Genomic DNA, 18,358 nt, shown 5'->3' with positions numbered 1-18,358 from the left:
CCGCGTCTTTTCGATGAAACCGGACCGCAGACCGTCGTCGCCTACTTCCTCGGCGGCCCCTTGCGCTCGGCCGATGCCGCCCAGAGATTGATGTCCGACTCGCGGGCAAAGGTGTCGATCTCGGCGAGCTCGGCATCGCTGAAGTCGAGCGCCTTCAGCGCGCCGACGCAATCCTCGACCTGTTCCGGCCGGCTGGCGCCGATCAGCGCCGACGTCACCCTGCCCCGGCGCAGCACCCAGGCCAGCGCCATCTGCGCCAGCGTCTGGCCGCGGCGACGGGCGATGACGTTCAGCGCCTCGATATTGGTGATCGACTTGTCGTTGATGAATGCCGGGCGCAGCGACTTGCCCTGGCTGGCGCGGCTGCCGTCGGGGATGCCGCCGAGATATTTGTCGGTCAGCATGCCTTGCGCCAGCGGCGAGAACACGATCGAGCCGACACCGAGCCCCTCCAGCGTATCGAGCAGGCCATCATCCTCGACCCAGCGGTTGAGCATCGAATAGCTCGGCTGATGGATCACGCAAGGCGTGCCGAGCTGCTTCAATATGTCGGCGGCCTCGCGGGTGCGCTGCGAATTATACGAGGAAATGCCGGCATAGAGCGCCTTGCCCGAGCGCACCGCGTGATCGAGCGCGCCCATCGTTTCCTCCAGCGGGGTGTCGGGGTCGAAGCGGTGGGAATAGAAGATGTCGACATAGTCGAGCCCCATCCGCTTCAGGCTCTGGTCGAGGCTGGCCAGCACATATTTGCGGCCGCCCCACTCGCCATAAGGCCCTGCCCACATTTCGTAGCCGGCCTTGGTCGAAATGATCAGCTCGTCGCGATAACCGGCAAAGTCCGTCCGCAGGATCTCGCCGAACGCCCGCTCCGCCGAGCCGGGCGGCGGGCCGTAATTGTTGGCGAGGTCGAAATGCGTGATGCCGAGATCGAACGCCCTGCGCGTGATCGCCTGCTTGGTTCTATGCGACGTGTCGTCGCCGAAATTGTGCCACAGCCCAAGCGAGATCGCCGGCAGCTTCAGGCCGGACCGCCCGCAGCGATTGTAGACCATCTTGTCATAGCGGTTTTCGGCGGGGACATACGGCATGGGAAATCCTCAAATCGAAACGAGCCCGACGGCTGCCGCCGCGACAGTGGGGCAGTCGAGCTTGCCACCCTTAGCCTCTCCTCGCGCAAACGGGGAGAGGCTTTTTGCGGTGCTTGGGAGGCGCGCCGCCTACTTGGTTTTCTGCTTCGCCAGCAGCTCCTTCGCCGCCTTGACGCCGAGTGCCGCGGGCCGCTCGCAGCTGGTCTGCATGGCGACGAACTTTCCGGTCTCGCCCGAACGCAACAGGCCGGTCATGACGTCGACGGCATGCAGCGCCAGTTCCATCGAGCAGCGGTGCGGCCGACCTTCCCTGATCGCGATCGCCATGTCGGCCAAACCGGCGGTGCGATAGTTGGCCATCATGCCTTGCGAGTGCATCTCGTTGGGCACGCCGAACGGATGCGGCCATTTCGGCAGCTTCTTCGCCAGCTTGGCGGCCTCGGTGAAACGCACGTCGCCGCCGAAGAAATTCGGATCCGGCACGAACACCGTGCCCGCCTCGCCATAGAGCTCCATGGGCGCGTGGCCGTGGCTCCAGACATCCCAGCTGGTGTTGAGCGTCACCACGGCGCCGTTCTCGAATTCCAGCACGCCGTGGATCGTCGTTGGCGTGGAGACCGGGATCTTTTCGCCGGCGCGCGGCTTCGAGCTGATGATGCGTTCCGTCATCGGGATCGAAGCAAAAGCCGCAACCCGCTTCACCGGCCCGATCAGCTGGATCAGGTTGGTGATGTAATAGGGTCCGATGTCGAGCACCGGCCCGGCGCCCGGCTGGAAGAAGAAGTCCGGATTGGGGTGCCAGTGCTCCATGCCATGGCTCATCACATGACAGGTGCCGCTGGTGATCCTGCCGAGCCTGCCGGTGTCGATCAGGTCGCGGACAAGCTGGTGCGCGCCGCCGAGGAAGGTGTCGGGCGCCGAACCGATGCGCAGCCCCTTGCTTTCCGCCCGTTTTTTCAGGTCGAGCCCTTCCTTGACCGACAGCACGAAGGGCTTCTCCGAATAGACGTGCTTGCCGGCGTCGAGGATCTGCTTCGAAACCTCGTAATGCACCGCCGGAATGGTCAGGTTGACGATGATGTCGATATCGTCGGCCTTGAGCAGCCCCTCGACGGTCTCGGCGCGCAGCTTGAACTCTTTTGCCCGCGCTTTCGCCGCTTCCATGTTGATGTCGGCGCAGGCGCGCATCTCGATGCCGCGAAACAGCGGTGCCAGCGAGAAATACGCCTTCGAGATGTTGCCGCAGCCGATGACGCCGATGCCAAGTTTTGTTGCCATGCTGGTGTGCTCCTAATAGGTCTTGGCGGCTGCGATCGAGCGGCGGGCGAAGCGCTCGATATCATTGGGATTGTCCTGTTCCATGACGTAGTATTTTGCGGCGCTTTTGGCGCGCAGCGCCTTGATCAGGCCGGGCCAGTCGATGGTGCCGTGGCCGACATCCGACCAGCCGTCCTCGTCGAGGCCCTCGCCCGGCTTGGCCAAGTCCTTGACATGGACGGCGACGATGCGCTTGCCGTGCTTCTCGATCCAGGGCAGCGGATCGACGCCGCCGCGCACCACCCAGGCGACGTCCATCTCCCAGCCGATGTCGGGCGCGGAGGACAGGATATGGTCCTGCGGCACCGAACCGTCGGCAAGCGCCTTGAACTCGAAATCATGGTTGTGCCAGGCAAAGCCATAGCCGGCTTTCCTGGCCGTCTCGCCGACCTTGGCCAGGCGTTCGCCGAAACCGCGCCAGCCGGCTGTGTCGGCCGGCCTGAACTCGGCGTTCAGGAACGGGCAGATGAGCAGCGTGATGCCGAGCGCGTCGGCCGTCCTGCGCACGCCGTCGAAATCCTTCTCGAGCGCGTCGATCGAGAAATGCCCGGTCGGCATGGCGAGCCCGTTTTTGTCGAGCTCGGCACGGAACGCCTTGGGATCGTCATAGACGCCGCCGAACCCTTCGACTTGGCTGTAACCAAGCTCCCCCAGCATCTTGAGCACGCCCTCCCAGGGCTGGAAATTGCGGGCGCTGTAAAGTTGGAATGACCAGTTCATCGTCTCTGTCCGTTTTCTTGTGGATGGTTAGTTTTGGGGGGATGAGTCTTGCGGGAGTAGAAGAGTCTTGGGAGGCTAAATCATGCTCTAGAGGCGGTTACCTGTGGCGGCGTCGAAAAGCGAGGCGCGCATCGGGTCAAAACCGATGCCGACCGCCTCGGCGTTGTTTGGCGTGCGCTCGGCCGTCACCCGCACCGTGAAATTCTGGCCGGCGAGCTTCAGCCAGACCAGCGTGTCGGAACCCATAGGCTCGACGACCTCGACATTTGCCGTGGCTGCGAACGGCCATCCCGTGCCGCTGTTGAACGCCACGTGCTCGGGGCGGATGCCGAACACGGCCGGCCCTGGCACCGGGTCCTTCTCGAAAGCATAGGTGGCAAGCGGTATCCGCACATCCTCGGCGACGAAGTGCCAGTCGCCTGCCGGTTGCTCCAGTCTGCCGTCGAGGAAGTTCATTGCCGGCGAGCCGAGGAAGCCGGCGACAAACCGGTTGACCGGCCGGTTATAGATGGTCTGCGGCGCATCGAGCTGCTGGATGACGCCGCCCTTCATCACCGCGATACGGTCGGCCAGCGTCATCGCCTCGATCTGGTCGTGGGTGACGTAGATCATGGTGTTCTCGAGCTTGCGATGCAGCAGCTTGATTTCGACGCGCAATTCCGCGCGCAGCTTAGCGTCGAGATTGGAGAGCGGTTCGTCGAACAGAAAGACATCGACGTCACGCACAAGTGCGCGCCCGATCGCCACGCGCTGGCGCTGGCCGCCGGACAGCGCCGCCGGCTTACGATGCAAAAGCGGTTCGATCTGCAGGATCTCGGCGGCCCGGGCGATGCGCTTGGCGATCTCGTCCTTGGCGAGGCCGGCAACGCGCAGCCCGAACGACAGGTTCTTCTCCACCGTCATCTGCGGATAGAGCGCGTAGGACTGGAACACCATGCCGATGCCGCGATCCTTGGGCTCTTCCCAGGTGACGTTCTTGCCCTTGATGAAGATGCGGCCTTCGGAAACGTCGAGCAGCCCGGCAATACAGTTGAGCAAGGTCGACTTGCCGCAGCCGGACGGGCCGAGCAGCACGATGAATTCGCCTTCGGCAACATCGAGGTTGAGCGTCTGCAGCACCGATATCGCACCGAAATTCAGCGACAGGTTCTGGATCGAGACGCTGGTGCCGTTTGCCGCAATGCTGCCGTTTGCGTTCATCGCCATCATCCTTTCACCGCGCCGGCGGCGATGCCGCGCACAAACAATTTTCCGGACAGGAAATAGACGATCAGCGGCACCAGGCCGGTCAGGATGGTGGCTGCCATGTTGACGTTGTATTCCTTCACGCCTTGCACCGAGTTGACGATGTTGTTGAGCTGCACCGTCATCGGATAGGTGTCGGGGCGGGTGTAGACGACGCCGAACAGGAAGTCGTTCCAGATGCCGGTCACCTGCAGGATGATGGCGACGACGAAGATCGGCAGCGACATCGGCAGCATGATGCGGAAATAAATGCCCCAGAAGCCGGCGCCGTCGACACGCGCTGCCCGGAACAGCTCCTCCGGCATGGAGGTAAAGTAGTTGCGGAACAACAGTGTGAGGATCGGCATGCCGAAGATGGAATGGACGATCACCAGGCCGCTGAGGCTGCCGTAGAGGCCGACTTCGCGCAGGATGATGACGATCGGATAGATCATCACCTGATAGGGGATGAAGGCGCCGACGATCAGGATGATGAAGAAGGTGTCGGCACCTTTGAAGCGCCAGTTGGCAAGCGCATAGCCGTTCACCGAGGCGAGCGCGATCGACAGGATCACCGACGGGATCGTGATGCGCACCGAATTCCAGAAGCCACGCGACAGCCCGTCGCAGTTGAGCCCGGTGCAGGCGCTCGACCAGGCCTTGACCCATGGCTCGAAGGTGATCTCCATCGGCGGCGAGAAGATGTTGCCGAGGCGTATCTCGGGCATGCCTTTGAGCGATGTCACCACCATCACGTAGAGCGGCAAAAGATAGTAGAGCGCAACCACGATCAGCGTGCCGTAGAGGAAGATGTTGCGGCGCGAGAATGTGTGGCGCGGCTTCGGCCCGCTCGGCCCGTAGGCTTCGAGCCCGCCGGCGCCGACAATGGCGGGCAATGAAACGGCTTGGTCAGACACGCTTCTTGCCTCCAAACTCGAGATAGGCCCACGGCACGATGACGATGATCACCGACAGCAGCATCATCGTCGAGGCGGCGAACCCCTGACCGAGGTTCTGGGCGAAGAACATGTAGTCATAGACATATTTGGCCGGGACTTCGGAGGCGATGCCGGGCCCGCCGCTGGTCTGGGCGACAACCAGGTCATAGATCTTGACGATACCGGCAGCGATGATGACGAGCGTGGTGATGAAGACCGGCCGCATCATCGGTATGATGATGAACAGATAGGTCTTCCAGGTCGGTATCCCGTCGACCCGCGCTGCCTTCCAGATATCCTCGTCGATCCCGCGCAGGCCGGCCAGCATCAGGCACATGATGAGCCCGGTGCCCTGCCAGAGAGCGGCGATCAATATGCCGTAGATGACGATGCTGGAATCATAGAGCGGATTGAAGCTGAAGCTCGTCCAGCCGAGGCTGCGCACCACTGCCTGGACACCGAACTCGGGGTTGAGCAACCACTGCCAGACGAGGCCGGTGACGATGAAGGAGAGGGCGAAGGGATAGAGGAAAATGGTCCGGAACGTGTCCTCGAACCGGATCTTCTGGTCGAGCAGGGCGGCAAGCAGGAAGCCGATCACCAGCGAGAACAGCAGCGACAGCACGCCGTAGATCAGCAGGTTCTCGATCGAGACCAGCCAGCGCGGCACCGACCACAGCCGGTAGTACTGGTCGAGCCCGACGAAATTTAGCCGTGGCAGGAGCTTCGAACTGGTGAAGGAATAAAGCACCGTCCACGCGCTGCCGCCGACAAAGATCACCAGCGCTGTGAGGATCATTGGGATCGAGGCGATCTTCGCATTGAGGTTGCGAAAGAGTTGGCTAGGGCGTTCGCTCTTGCTCATCTGCACAGCCGCTTTGGATCGGGTAAGGGCCGGAGGGTCAAGAGGCCTTGACCCGAGCTCCCGACCCTGCGTTTGCAGGGGCGGGAGTGAGGCGGTCGGTCGATCGCTCAATCGGCCGAACCGACAATGGCGGCGAAGCGCTTCTGCGCATCTTCCACAGTCATGTCCTGCTTGGCGAAGAACTCGGAGAAAAGATCCTCCTTCTGCTTCTGGGTATCCTGCGAAAGCAGCTGGTCGGTCCAGGGCATGACATTGCCCTTGGCGAGAATTTCGAGCCCCTTCTTCATGCAGTCGTTCGCCGCCTTGAGGTCGACGTCGCCGCGTACCGGCAGCGAACCTTTCTTGAGATTGAAGGCGACCTGCGTCTTGGGATCGAGCAGCGTGTGGGCCAGCACTTCCTGTGCCTTCGATTTTTCGGGATCCTTCAGCAGCGGGAAGTAGAAAGCGTCGCCGCCGGTGGCGATCATCTCGTTGAGACCGAGGCCCGGAAGGCAAGTATAATCCTTGCCGGCGACCTGACCGGCAACCTGGAACTCGCCCTGCGCCCAGTCACCCATGATCTGGCCGCCCGCCTTGCCGGTGATGACCAGATTGGTGGCCTGGTTCCAGTCCTGCACATTGGTGTTCTTGGCCATCTTGCGGGCATCGTCCGCGGCCTTGAAGACCTTGGCGACCTCGGGCCCGGCGGCGAATTCCGCGTCCTTGTCCTTGTAGACCTTGAGGAAGGCGTCGGTGCCGCCGACCGCCGCAAGCAGCACGTCGAAAGCGCCGGAGGCCTGCCAGGGCTGGCCGCCGACCGCGAGCGGCTGGATGCCTGCTTTTTCAAGCGCGGGCGCCGCAGCGACATATTCATTCCAGTTCTTCGGCACCGGCACGCCGGCCTTTTTGAAGGCCGCGTTCGACAGCCACAGCCACTGCCAGGAGTGGATATTGACGGGCACGCAATAGATCTTGCCGTCGAGGGTACAGCCGTCGAGCAGGCTCTTCGGCTGCACGATTTCCGTCCACTTTTCCTTGGTGGCGAGATCGGTAAGGTCGCGCATCAGCCCGGCCTGCACCAATTCTTCCGCCTGCCGGCCGTGATTGAACTGGGTCGCGCCCATCGGGTCGCCGCCGGTGATGCGGCTGATCATGATCGGCCGCGCCGTGCCGCCGGAGCCGGCGATGGCGCCGTCAACCCAGTGATTGCCGGTTGCGTCGAAAGCCTTGGCGAGTTCGGCGACCGCTGCCGCCTCGCCGCCGGAGGTCCACCAATGGGTGACTTCCAGATCCGTCGCGGCCGCCGGGCCGGCAAATTGCAGCGCGACCGTCGCAGCCAGCGCAGCAGTCATGAGTTGGTATCGCATTTCGTTCCTCCCAGAATCTGAAACGTTACAGATTTTCGATACGGCAATTGCTTGAGGCGCGCAACCCCTCAGGCGAAGGTGGCATCAAGTTTTTTCGAAGCGCGAATAAAATCGCGCGGCTCGTCGGTCTACCGCATCGCAACAAGAGGGGTTGCACTGCAAAATGCAATGCTGCGACGCCAAAAAATCGGAAAAGCCCGTTCCAATCACGGTTTTGCACCGACTGCCGCACCGCTCGTTCTGCATCTGTCACCAGTGATATTGCGATGGTCGTGACAATCTGTAACGTTTCAGTATATAGCGGTTTCATTCGGTGAGGGCCCGCGGCGTACCTGCGGCCGGCCGATTGCCGGCCTGCCCGGCAACTGCTATGCGCCTGACGGGGCGGGATGAATGAACAGGCATCAAAAAGAGAAGGCCGACGAAGCGTCGGGCCAAGGCCGGCCGACATTGAAGACGCTCGCCTTCATGACCGGGCTGGGCGTCACCACCGTGTCGCGCGCGCTGAAGGATGCGCCCGAGATCGGCGCCGAGACCAGGCGGCGCGTCCAGCTTGTCGCCAAGCAGATCGGTTATCGGCCCAACCGTGCCGGCGTCCGCCTGCGCACCGGCAAGACCAATGTCATCAGCCTGGTGCTCAACACCGAGCACGAGATCATGAGCTTTGTCTCGGATATCATCTACGGCGTTTCCGAAGTCATTGCCGACACGCCCTACCATTTGATCGTGACACCCTACTCGCGCTCGCAAGATCCGCTCGACCCGATCCGCTACCTCGTGGAAACCGGTTCAGCCGACGGCGTCATCATTTCGCGCACGCAGCCAAACGATCCGAGGGCCCGTTATATGCTGGAGCGCGGCATCCCCTTTGCCACGCATGGCCGCACCGATATGGGGCTGATCCATCCCTACCATGATTTCGACAATTACGCTTTCGCAGCCGAGGCAGTGCGCCATCTGGCCGGCCTCGGCCGCCGCCGCCTGGCTCTGTTGGCGCCGCCGGTCGAGCTGACCTATCACGGCCACACGCTCGCAGGCTTTGCCGATGCGCTGAGCGAGGTCGGCGCCAGCGAGATTCCGTTCAACACCGTTTCGATCGATCATTCGATCGAGCAGATCAGAATGCGGACCGCGCAGCTGATGCGCCGCGAAAGCCGCCCGGACGGTTTCATCAGCAGCGCCGCCGCCGCGACGCTCGCCATCGTCGCCGGCATCGAAGACGCCGGCCTCAAGCTTGGCCGCGATGTCGATGTGGTGTCCAAACAATCGTCGGAGCTTCTGCACCTGTTTCGCAGCGAATTGCTGGTCGTCAACGAGAATTTCCGGCTGGCCGGCGCCGAACTCGCCCGCTCGGTGCTGGGCTGGATCGGCGGCGCCGCACCCGGCTCACTGCAGAGCCTGAGCGAACCGGGCGAAGTGCAGGCCTATCGCCGCCCCGAGTAAGTGTTTAGAGCGGGATATGTTCAGATTGAATGGCATCCGGCTCCAATGCGCGCTGCTGACTGGCAACCTTGGGGCCGAGAGCGGACTGGCAGCTTACGGTATGATGACGCTCAGGGCCGGTCACTGGCGTTTGGACCCCATGAGTGTTTTTCAAGGGCAATTGGCCTAAAGAGAGAGCACACCCTTCACACGGGTGGGGTCGCAGGTTCAATCCCTGCATCGCCCACCATCCAACTACCTACAAACGTTGGATAAATTGGCCCCGACGAAAATCCTCGAAACTGACGACTGGCGCGTAACGCTTTTCCACCCTCTCCGGCAAGTGCACAATCTGACCGAAATAGCCGCAAACCTGGCCCCGGTTCTCTACTGCATGCGCCCTATTGGGTGGGCGGAGTGGGGGTGGCGCTAGCCACGAACGCTGATAAGCTTACTTGCGTGGCCGGAGGTCGTCAATCGAACGCCAGCGCGTATCTGATGGGCGCCTACATTCCCAAAAGCGCCACCCGTTCACGTGATTGCGGGTGATGCTATAGGCCGCTTCCGAAGGGCTGTTTTGGCGTTTTCCATCACCGTTAATCCAGACACCACCTCGAATCTGGCCAGTGTAGGTCTGGCCCTTGTAGGTTGCTCTGAAGAGCGTCCCCTCCGGAAACTCAACTCCCTTATAAATAAGGCCGCTTGCCGACGTAGGAACAACCGCCACGACTTTCGAAGAGGGCGTATCCTTGGCATTTGCGCCCAACTTCAGCAGGTCACGGATTACGTCGTTGTAGGTTGTCGCCTCAGTGGCGCGTTTGCCGGTGAGCGCTTTGTACACATCGAAGTCCACTTCAATCGAAACCATCACATTTCTCCTTAGGAAAAATTCCAGCAGAAATAGTAGTACGGCGGAGGTCTGTCAATTGGTTATTCGATTTGATGGGTGAGGAATTCCTCGCGGTCGACCACACTCATTCGTTGCGCTTTCAGCCCAGCGGCCAAAAGCTCAATTTTAGTCGGCGGCGCAGTTTCCGTCCGTTTCGGCTCAAGGGCCTGTATGAACGAAAGCTGGTCCATGGTCAGGCTTCGGTCGTCTCGACCACCCCACCAGAGACATCGGGGAGTAGGTGAAACTGCTTGATGAGGTTGGTGAGCACGGTTGGCGCAGGAGTTCGGTGGCGAGACGTACTATGCGCTCGATCGCGGCAAAGGCAGCTGGTGGGAGAAGTGGCGGAAGAAGGTCAAGCAGTATCAGGCTTCTTGACCTTACGCCGCCTGCGGGTCTCCACCACCACGCCACTGCGGGTGTTCGGGCGCCCGTCCAGCGCCTTCACCGGCGGCAGTACCTTGATGTTGTGTGTGCCCACATTGGGGAGCTTCAGCAGGCCTTCCCTCTCCAGTGCAGAAAGCTTCCGGGACTCATTGCACATCGCAACCATGAATTTGAGGGACGATACCGGGTTACCGACCATGGCAATAATTCGCTCTGTCGATTCCTCATCAAAGCCAAGGCAGGCGGATAGCTGGAAAACCAAATCGCGGGCCTCGTCCAAGTCGAGCCCGGTTTGGTCGTCTATCTCCGTTGTGCGCGTCGGTTTGACCAGCTTCTTCCGCTTCAGGAAATACTTGTCGATTTTGGCATATAGGTCGAACAGCTTATCCGCTGCGTCCACCCATGCGCGGGCTACGCGCGCGGCGAGCAACAAGGCGGGTAATACACCCACAAGCACCAACGTTCCTGGCGAGGAATAGTTAAAGGACTTGATGCGCAAGCCGTCGCCCTTCGGGATCTGCCGATAGAGAAACAGGCCAAAACGCCGGGTCTCGATGTCGCCGCGCCAGAACTGCGCCTGGACGATGGAATGCAGCTGAGCTCGTGTGTCGTCGTCGGCCACCACCAGCGGCAGAAAATAGCCGTAGCTCTCAGTCAGGCTCTCGGACAGGTGAAACAAGTCCTGTATATCCCAAGCACCATCGACCGATATTTCAAGAGTTCCCGAAGGGCTTGTAGCCAAAGCACTCTCCCAAGCTGTCCCGCCTGCCTTTATACACGGTCTGCCGCAAATCTCTGGTCAGGAACTGGGCTTTCCCACATAATCCTGTGACTGGAATTTTATCTGCCCTACAAGACTCCACCGTGTCCCCGGCCAAGGATCACATGCTGGGGCGTGCATTACCCCAAGACATACACCGCCTGGAAGAAGCAGGCAGAAGCTGACCTTAGGAGGCAGGTCACCACGCAATATGCTGGGCTCCTGAGCATTACGATTGAATGTGTGGAGCTTCCGCCCAAGAGCGACAGCAAAAAGCAACGGCAGGCCCGCTTGGAAGGCGGATGGGCCCGCGGGGATCTGGACAACAGGGTGAAGTCAATCTGCGACGCGCTCACTGGCGCGGGCGCATGGAACGATGACGACCAAGCGGTGGATTTTAGGGCCACAAAAAACACGGAGAAAGCGACCGGACCGTGATCATGATCGATCCTGTCTCGTCTTGACGGCGGGGGCAGCCGGGGCGACGGCCACCGGCTCCGCTTTGGTAGCACCGCGAAACAGGTCGTTGTTGTCGTCAAATCTGGACGGTCTTCTCGGCTTCGGCAACTCGCTCACGAGCAGGTCCACCCACGCGTCGTTATAGGTATAGCTGTTATAGGCCTTGTGGTAGATGCAATACGTCCGGTTGGTCTTGTCCCCCTTTGCAGGGCGGACCTTGTGCTTCCTCCACGCGTCGGTGTGGTCGCTGACCGTAAACCGGCAATCAGCTTTGCGGCTGACAAGGGCTGCCACTTCGCCGGGCTTGTAAGGATAAAGCTCGTCGGAGACTTTGTATTTCTGCAGGACGTTGTGAACGCTTTTGCCTTCCGCCGATTCCGGTGTCAGGAACTGGATATGCGCGCTCCCCTTTGATGCGCTGTCGAATGTGTAGACAACCCTGAACTGGTATTCGAGGTCATTCAGTTCGTCTTCGGTCAGATTGGCTGTCAGCGCTGCATCCAACGCGGCGATATGCTGCGGCACGTCGTATTGGTGCAACTGAGCGGCCTGATCGATCTGGAGCTTGCCGAATTGCAGCGCCACGGAGATCTCGTTCTGAAGGCTCAACCGCGGACCATGCCACTCAACGATTGTCTTATCGAAATTAAGACAGCAGGCCTGGAATACCGATAGCCAGCGCGGATCGCTGCGCCCCAATAGCTTGTGTTCGACTTCGTCCCGAATGGCCTTGATGGTCGCCAGATTGTTCTTGATGCCCTTGGAGAGCGGGCAGTCGGCCCTGCTGAGCATATGGCTCAGGGCGAGGGTGGTTCCGTCAGCGTTTAGTATCGAACCATCCTTGCGCTGATGGAACTCATGGAGAAGATACGTCCACGCGATGTTCGCAAGGATGGCAAACATGCCGGTTTTGAATTTGTAGGTGCTGCTGTTGAAGATGGTGACGGCAAGGATCATTGCCTCACGCGCCCTTATCAACCGCTCGTCGTCGTACAGATTCAGGCCGGTGACGGGATCGAAGGACTGCTTCCTCTTTTTATAGAAATCAACCTGCTCGTCGGTAGCAGGGACAATCTTCTTGTCTTTTTTGACCCCGGAAATACGGCCAAAATTGACGGTTGGCGTGCGCTGGTAGTTGATGAGCGCGTGGATATCCTGGTTGCGCTCTCCCTTGGCCAACAATGCCTTGACGATGCTCTTCTCAAGAGCAGTCAATCCTCCTCCGGCCATCATGCTCCCCCAAGTCGCTGAATGACGGAATTACATTCCAGGAGCAGTGTAGCGCTGTGTTTCCAGAAGTTGAAGTAAGCCCGCGCTTAATACGAGCGGAATACATGAAAAGCGAATGCTGAACGTCATAGCGCTCGCCGAAAAGATACCCATACGTGACCCCAAAAGCGATGCGGATACGGGAGCCGTCAGGTTCTTTTGCAAACGGTTGGTGCCCTGAACCTTTACCTTGCCCTTCTTGTTCAAGCCCATCTTGACCATTAGGGCACGCCCAGCATCAGAGCCCAATCAAATCCATCGGCCTCAAACTCTGAGATTTGTTGCTCGGTGTAAGCGCGGAACAGCTCGCTAGATCTTGCCGCTCTTCCCACTCTTACGCGTCGCTTCAAAGCGGCGCGTTCTTTTTTCGGGAAGGCTCTGCGCAAACTCCTGAAATTGAGCCTTTTGCTGGGGGCGGCTCGTTTGAACGGTCAGTTTTGGATCATAAGACAGGCATCGGCGGCATCATTCAGAACAAAGCGTTAAGGCCCAGATCTACGCTGTCAACATCGATGCAATGAAGTCGCGCGGTGCTCCCAGCAGGCGCTTGCGTCATGTACGAGATCCCTGCGGACATCGTCGGCTTTTTGGATGTTCTGGCGCAACTTGCAGTGACCAAAATGCGGCGCTAACCCGCCGCGCCGCTTCCCCACGGGCCATGGAACGCACCCTGCCCGTCGATGCGCTCGAAGCCGTGCGCGCCGAAGAAATCGCGCTGCGCCTGGATCAGGTTCGAAGTGCCGCGGCCCTGCCGGTAGCTGTCGAAATAGGCAAGTGCGGATGACAGGGCCGGCACCGGCGAGCCGGCTTCGGCTGCCCTTGCGACGACACGGCGAAGCGACGGATGTGCCTCCTGCATCAATGAGACGAAAGCCGGCGCCATCAACAGGTTGGTGGCTGCGCCGCCGCCGCCGAAGGCCTCCGCCATCGTATCCAGCAATTGCGAGCGGATGATGCAGCCGGCCCGCCAGATCTTGGCGATGACCGGCATCGGCAGGTTCCAGTTGAATTCCTTCGACGCGCCGCTCATCACCGCGAAGCCTTGCGCGTAGGCGGCGATCTTGCCGGCAAACAGGGCCAGCTCGAGATCGGCGAGCAGGGCGTCCCTGTCTCCGGAAATCCTGCTCACGCCGCCGCCATAGACCTTTTCGGCGGCAAGCCGCTCGTCGTTGATCGATGACAGCACGCGTGCCGCCACGGCCGCCTCGATCGCGGTGGCCGGGATGCCGAGCTGCTGCGCCTCGATCACCGACCATTTGCCGGTGCCTTTCTGGCCGGCGCGGTCGAGGATGATGTCGACCACCGGTTTGCCGGTCTTGGGATCGTCGGCGGCCAGCACCTTGGCGGTGATCTCGATCAGGTACGAATTGAGCCTGCCCGTGTTCCACTGGGAAAACACCTCGGCGATCTCTTTCGGCCCCATGCCGAGCCCGTCGCGCAAGATGCCGTAGATCTCGGCGATCATCTGCATGTCGGCATATTCGATGCCGTTGTGGATGGTCTTGACGAAATGGCCGGCGCCGTCGGTGCCAAGCCACGCCGCGCAAGGCTCGCCCTTGAACTTGGCCGAGATCGCGGTCAGCACCTTTTCGACGCGCTTCCAGGACTCTTCGGTGCCGCCGACCATGATAGAGGGACCGTGGCGTGCGCCCTCCTCGCCTCCGGACACGCCCATGCCGATGAAGGTCAGGCCCGAATCGGTAAGCTCGGAGAAGCGACGCATCGTATCGCGGAAATTGGCATTGCCGGCGTCGATGACGATGTCGTTGGCCGACAGCACGCCGCGCAATGCCGCGATCTGCTCGTCGACTGGCTTGCCGGCCAGCACCATGATGATGATCGGCCGCGGCGGCCGGATCGCGGCGGCCAGTTCTTCGAGGCTGTAGCAGGGCACCACCCTATCCCGAAGCGCGCCGGCATTTTCGACAAAGGCATCGGTGCGCGCCGCGGTGCGATTGAAGACGGCGATGCGGTGCCCCTTCTCGGCGATGTTGAGCGCCAGGTTGGAGCCCATCGTGCCAAGGCCGATCAGGCCTATTTCGGCTTTTTCCATCGTTTCTTCCCTGCTTTCGGATCTTGTTGGTTTGAGCCCGCGATTGGGTTGGACGCCCATTCTTGATGGCGATGATTGACGGGGGTTCGCGGCCGCGTCAACCGCCTCGCCGAATTGTCTTGCAGCCTGAGGCGTGCTGAGCTTCAGGTCAGGCCGAGCCGGGGTCGAAGACGGGCGCGTAAGCGACCAAACAGGTGGTTTCCGAGAACCGGAGCGGAGCGTACTTAAGTACGTGAGCACCGGAAGCGCAGGATACCGCCATTTGCAGGCCGGCATCACCTGACTATCAGCGCGTCACTCCGGCCTGATATCGATCGGCGCCTCTATCTTCACCATCTCGAAATCCGAGACCAGGATATCGAGCCGCGCCGTCCACCGGCCGGAGACCGGAATGACGAGATCGTCGACGCGCCAGGTGCCGTCGCCAAGCCTCGTCGCCGGGCGTTTTATCGGCTCGACACCGGAATCGGGCTTTGACAGCACCAGCGTTGCCTGCTTGGCGTCGAGCGGGCCGAAATCGCCGGTCATGATGAAGATCGAAGCGGCAACAAGCCCGGTATGGCCGGGCACAATGCTGAGGTCGGCCATCGCTTGCAGCGTGTGGATATGCACCGATGCCGGCTGTGCGGCGGCGATCGCCAGCGCGCGCGGTGGCGGCGTGAAGCGCCAACCGGCGGCGATGCCGAAGATCGCGACCACGATCAGCACCTCGATGCCGATCGAGCGGGCCAGTCGCCGCTGGACTTCCGTTTCGCCCGCCTCAGCCGGGGCCGTAAGCTTGAAGCGGTTGACGGCGGCGAGCGTGAACAGAAAGACGAGCAGCACCAGCTTGAGCAGCAGCAGCCGGCCGTAAGCGGTATGGACCAGCGCCGACGGCGTTTGCACCTGGATGACGGCGAGCACGATGCCGGCTGCCGCAAGCACCGCCACGACGAACAGGATCGCTCGTGAAAACCGGCGCAGCAACGGCCCGGCTTTGTCCGGCTGCCGTTTCAAGGCAAGACCGAGCGGCACCAACGCCCCGGACCAAATCGCGATACCAGTGGCGTGCAGAAACACCATCGGCCGGGTCAGCCATTGCGGCTCGGCGGCACTGGCATGCCCGCTGGCGGCAAGTGCTGCGCCAACGCCAACCAGCCCGGCCAAGGCCAGCGGCTTTGCGTCGGCGGGCGGCACGACCAGCGATAGCAGGCCAAGGCCGAGCGCCATCAGCGCGATCAGCACCGTCCAGCCGAAGCTGGTGCCAAGCCCGGTCTGCCAGATGACCGGCTGCGCCAGCCGGGCAAGCGGCGCGCCGAGTGCATCCAGCCCCTGGAAACCGAGCGACAAAAGTGCGGCGGCCAGCCCGCACAGGATCGCGGCGACGATCAGGCGCTGGCCGGATCGGCCGCCCTGTGCCAGCCAGGCCAGCGCAAAGGCACCGCCGACGCCGAAAAACAGGCCAATGTATAGAAAAACCTTGCCGATCCAGATCGCCGTTCGAAGCGCCCGGTCGACAGCTTCGGAGGCGGCCGGCGCAGCACTCGGCGCACCGACCGAGAACAGCACCGAGCCGCCGACCGGATGCCCGTCGGCGGAGATTACCCGCCAGCTCAGCACATGCGTGCCCGACGTCAGCGCCTGCGGATTATCGATCTCGACGGTCTGGCCGCTGAGCCGGAAAGAGCTCAGCGGGATCGACGTCCCATCGGGCCGCACCAGCGTCAGCACCAGCGGCGAAACCGGCTCGCTGAAGGTCAGCGACATTTGCGACGGGCTCTGCGCCAGCACCGCACCGTCAGCCGGCTCGGCCTTGATCAGCGCCGCATGGGCGAAGGCTGCGTTTGGCGCGGCAATGGTGGCAAGCAGCACAATCGCAGCCAGCAGGCCGATGGCAAGCCGGCCGGTTGTGCAGGCCGTTCGCAGGATGGATGCCGCGCTCATGTCACCGCCACAAAGACAGCGGCGCGCTCTTTCGGATAGAGCGCGCCGCGTAAGGGTCATTTCTTCGGCAGCAGCTTGAGGCCGGGCGCCGGAAATTCCAGCGCGTCCTCGGCCTGCCCGGCCGCCGGAACCTCGATCCAGCGATCTGCAATGCCGTCACATTCCTGCACCACCGGGAAATGCAGCATCTGGCCTGCCGGCAGATCCGTCGCCAGTGTCGCGCGAAAGACGAATTCGTCGTAGAATTCGTCCGGCAGGCTGCCGGCGCTCCAGTCGACCTCCTTGACGCCGCTGGTCACTGCCTGGCCGTAGAGCTGGTAGGACTTCTCGTATTTGCCGTTCTTGACCTGCAGCGTCCAACCCGGCTTCGGCATCGGTTTGACCGACAGCACCCCTTCCGGGATCTGCACGCGCACGGCGGTCGTTGCCTTGCCCTCGCAGCCATGCGGCACCCGAAGAACCGCCTTGTAGGTCGAGCCCACCGCCGCCTCCGGCGTTTCGAGCGTGATGTGGGCAAAGGCCGCGCTGGTCCCGAGGACAAGAAGCACGCAGCCGGGCAAAAGAGATTTCTTCATGATGGTACCTCTCGAAGCGGCCAAGTCAGTCGTCGTCCTGGGGCGCCGCGCTGCCGATGCCTTGCACGGCGAATTCAATCTGCAGAGGCCCGGCTTTTTCGAAGGTCAGCGTGGCGGAGAACGTTTCGCCCTCCTTGGGCTGCCGCTTCAAATCCATGAACATCAAATGATAGCCGTTAGGCGCCAGCGCGACCTTGCCGCCAGCCGGGATTTCGAGGCCGCCGGTGACCGGCCGCATGGTCATGACGCCATTGCTGACGCCCATCTCGTGCAGTTCGGCCTTGGCCGAAATGTCGGAGGTGATCGACAGCAGGCGATCCGCCGCACCGCCGGTGTTGGTGATGGTGAAGTAGCCGCCGGCCACCTTGGCGCCGGCTGGTGTGGCGCGCGACCAGGGGTGCCCGATCTCGAGATCGCCAAGCTTGAACTCGTGTGCCAACACCGTCTGGGCGCTAGCGAACAGGAGGGCAAGAACGCAAAGGGCGACGCCGAGACGCTGCTCGAAACGACCCAGTGCGAAGCGCCTGCGGCTGGATGCGGCAGCGCGAAAAGAGTGAGACATGATTGCTCCGTGGACTTTAGGGGATCGCGCCGATGGCCGGTCGCGAACGATGTCGATAAACGCGCCGGCAAAGCGTTGCGCGGCGCGAACCAGAACGGATCAGGCCGTCGCCGGTGGTGCGCGGGGATTGGACGGAGTCCGGGCGCGGGCGAAATCGCGATGCCGGAAGGCCGGCAGGATAAAGGCGATGGTTTCGACGGAAAGGCTGCGAGCCAGGCTCCCGGCGGCATCGGGTGGCGCGTAGACCGCCGAAACGAGATTGCAGCCAAGCATGCAGCAAGCCGGCATGTGCTGCTGATGCGGATCGCCGGCGGGGAGTTGCGCCGCACCGTCATGGGTGCAGATCGTGTTGCCGAAAGCATCGAATTGCGAGGCGTTGGGTGCGACGCCGGAAGCAAACGCGCCGAATATCGACTGGAGCATGAAAAGCCAGGCCGCGGCGAACGCGACCGGCATGCTCCATCGTCTCCGGCGTATGGTCAAGAACCAGCCTCTTCACGCAGCAACGTCAGCTCTCTAGCACGGAGCCGGCGGCCGGAAAATCGCCAAAACGTTGCTGCG

At 61.8% G+C, this 18,358-nt stretch carries 19 protein-coding genes and 1 tRNA gene; 3 read left to right on the top strand and 17 right to left on the bottom strand.

The features are described 5' to 3' along the window. Positions 1-41 precede the first annotated feature (41 nt). The 7 genes from mgrA to NKH67_RS23475 all read right to left on the bottom strand — a co-directional run bounded on the left by mgrA (position 42) and on the right by NKH67_RS23475 (position 7,498). Positions 42-1,088 (bottom strand): L-glyceraldehyde 3-phosphate reductase, encoded by a 1,047-nt coding sequence (gene mgrA, locus NKH67_RS23505; RefSeq protein WP_352502630.1) that lies wholly within the window; start codon positions 1,086-1,088, stop codon positions 42-44. 129 nt (positions 1,089-1,217) lie between these two features. Next, entirely contained in the window at positions 1,218-2,366 is a 1,149-nt protein-coding gene (locus NKH67_RS23500; RefSeq protein ID WP_352502629.1) for a Gfo/Idh/MocA family protein, read from the bottom strand. Between the two features lie 12 nt (positions 2,367-2,378). Beyond that, positions 2,379-3,125, bottom strand: a complete 747-nt coding sequence (locus NKH67_RS23495; protein ID WP_023675224.1) for a sugar phosphate isomerase/epimerase family protein — start codon at positions 3,123-3,125, stop codon at positions 2,379-2,381. A gap of 87 nt (positions 3,126-3,212) precedes the next feature. Then, complete coding sequence (locus tag NKH67_RS23490) at positions 3,213-4,325, bottom strand: ABC transporter ATP-binding protein (RefSeq protein WP_352502628.1); 1,113 nt, start codon at positions 4,323-4,325, stop codon at positions 3,213-3,215. A gap of 5 nt (positions 4,326-4,330) precedes the next feature. Next, on the bottom strand, positions 4,331-5,266 hold the full coding sequence (locus tag NKH67_RS23485) for a carbohydrate ABC transporter permease (RefSeq protein WP_352502627.1): 936 nt from the start codon (positions 5,264-5,266) through the stop codon (positions 4,331-4,333). After that, positions 5,259-6,152: a carbohydrate ABC transporter permease gene (locus NKH67_RS23480; protein WP_352502626.1), complete on the bottom strand. Its 894-nt coding sequence runs from the start codon at positions 6,150-6,152 to the stop codon at positions 5,259-5,261. The genes NKH67_RS23485 and NKH67_RS23480 overlap by 8 nt, the downstream gene beginning before the upstream one ends. 107 nt (positions 6,153-6,259) lie before the next feature. Beyond that, the gene (locus NKH67_RS23475) at positions 6,260-7,498 is read right to left on the bottom strand and encodes an ABC transporter substrate-binding protein (RefSeq protein WP_352448364.1); all 1,239 of its coding nucleotides are present in this window, start codon (positions 7,496-7,498) and stop codon (positions 6,260-6,262) included. A gap of 393 nt (positions 7,499-7,891) precedes the next feature. On the opposite strand from NKH67_RS23475, the gene NKH67_RS23470 reads away from it, so the two are divergent. Then, positions 7,892-8,941 (top strand): LacI family transcriptional regulator, encoded by a 1,050-nt coding sequence (locus NKH67_RS23470; RefSeq protein WP_352502625.1) that lies wholly within the window; start codon positions 7,892-7,894, stop codon positions 8,939-8,941. 154 nt (positions 8,942-9,095) lie between these two features. After that, a tRNA-Val gene (locus tag NKH67_RS23465) sits at positions 9,096-9,170 on the top strand. A gap of 201 nt (positions 9,171-9,371) precedes the next feature. Here the strand turns inward: NKH67_RS23465 and NKH67_RS23460 are convergent. The 3 genes from NKH67_RS23460 to NKH67_RS23450 form a co-directional block, all read right to left on the bottom strand. Further along, positions 9,372-9,788, bottom strand: a complete 417-nt coding sequence (locus NKH67_RS23460; RefSeq protein WP_352502624.1) for a hypothetical protein — start codon at positions 9,786-9,788, stop codon at positions 9,372-9,374. A gap of 62 nt (positions 9,789-9,850) precedes the next feature. Beyond that, on the bottom strand, positions 9,851-10,000 hold the full coding sequence (locus NKH67_RS23455; protein WP_352502623.1) for a hypothetical protein: 150 nt from the start codon (positions 9,998-10,000) through the stop codon (positions 9,851-9,853). 164 nt (positions 10,001-10,164) lie between these two features. Continuing rightward, on the bottom strand, positions 10,165-10,875 hold the full coding sequence (locus NKH67_RS23450) for a hypothetical protein (RefSeq protein WP_352502622.1): 711 nt from the start codon (positions 10,873-10,875) through the stop codon (positions 10,165-10,167). A 153-nt stretch (positions 10,876-11,028) separates the two neighbouring features. On the opposite strand from NKH67_RS23450, the gene NKH67_RS23445 reads away from it, so the two are divergent. Continuing rightward, a complete protein-coding gene (locus NKH67_RS23445; protein WP_352502672.1) occupies positions 11,029-11,394 on the top strand; it encodes a RusA family crossover junction endodeoxyribonuclease in 366 nt (121 codons plus the stop codon). On the opposite strand, the gene NKH67_RS23440 is transcribed toward NKH67_RS23445, so the two are convergent. From NKH67_RS23440 to NKH67_RS23410, 7 genes are all read right to left on the bottom strand, one after another. After that, on the bottom strand, positions 11,395-12,630 hold the full coding sequence (locus NKH67_RS23440) for a DUF3644 domain-containing protein (protein ID WP_352502621.1): 1,236 nt from the start codon (positions 12,628-12,630) through the stop codon (positions 11,395-11,397). Between the two features lie 45 nt (positions 12,631-12,675). Continuing rightward, a complete protein-coding gene (locus NKH67_RS23435; RefSeq protein ID WP_352502620.1) occupies positions 12,676-12,906 on the bottom strand; it encodes a hypothetical protein in 231 nt (76 codons plus the stop codon). A 406-nt stretch (positions 12,907-13,312) separates the two neighbouring features. Next, on the bottom strand, positions 13,313-14,737 hold the full coding sequence (gnd, locus tag NKH67_RS23430) for an NADP-dependent phosphogluconate dehydrogenase (RefSeq protein ID WP_352502619.1): 1,425 nt from the start codon (positions 14,735-14,737) through the stop codon (positions 13,313-13,315). A gap of 294 nt (positions 14,738-15,031) precedes the next feature. Further along, positions 15,032-16,660 (bottom strand): copper resistance CopC/CopD family protein, encoded by a 1,629-nt coding sequence (locus NKH67_RS23425; protein ID WP_352502618.1) that lies wholly within the window; start codon positions 16,658-16,660, stop codon positions 15,032-15,034. 56 nt (positions 16,661-16,716) lie between these two features. Then, entirely contained in the window at positions 16,717-17,235 is a 519-nt protein-coding gene (locus NKH67_RS23420; RefSeq protein WP_352502617.1) for a YcnI family copper-binding membrane protein, read from the bottom strand. A gap of 25 nt (positions 17,236-17,260) precedes the next feature. Beyond that, positions 17,261-17,797 (bottom strand): copper chaperone PCu(A)C, encoded by a 537-nt coding sequence (locus tag NKH67_RS23415; RefSeq protein ID WP_352502616.1) that lies wholly within the window; start codon positions 17,795-17,797, stop codon positions 17,261-17,263. Between the two features lie 99 nt (positions 17,798-17,896). Further along, the gene (locus NKH67_RS23410) at positions 17,897-18,253 is read right to left on the bottom strand and encodes a DUF2946 family protein (protein ID WP_352502615.1); all 357 of its coding nucleotides are present in this window, start codon (positions 18,251-18,253) and stop codon (positions 17,897-17,899) included. Positions 18,254-18,358 lie beyond the last annotated feature (105 nt).

The sequence above is a fragment of the Mesorhizobium sp. M0968 genome (assembly GCF_040319065.1).
Lineage (GTDB): Bacteria > Pseudomonadota > Alphaproteobacteria > Rhizobiales > Rhizobiaceae > Mesorhizobium.
The sequence above is the reverse complement of the archived record's forward strand: the minus strand, read 5'-3'. Positions and strand labels throughout refer to the sequence as shown.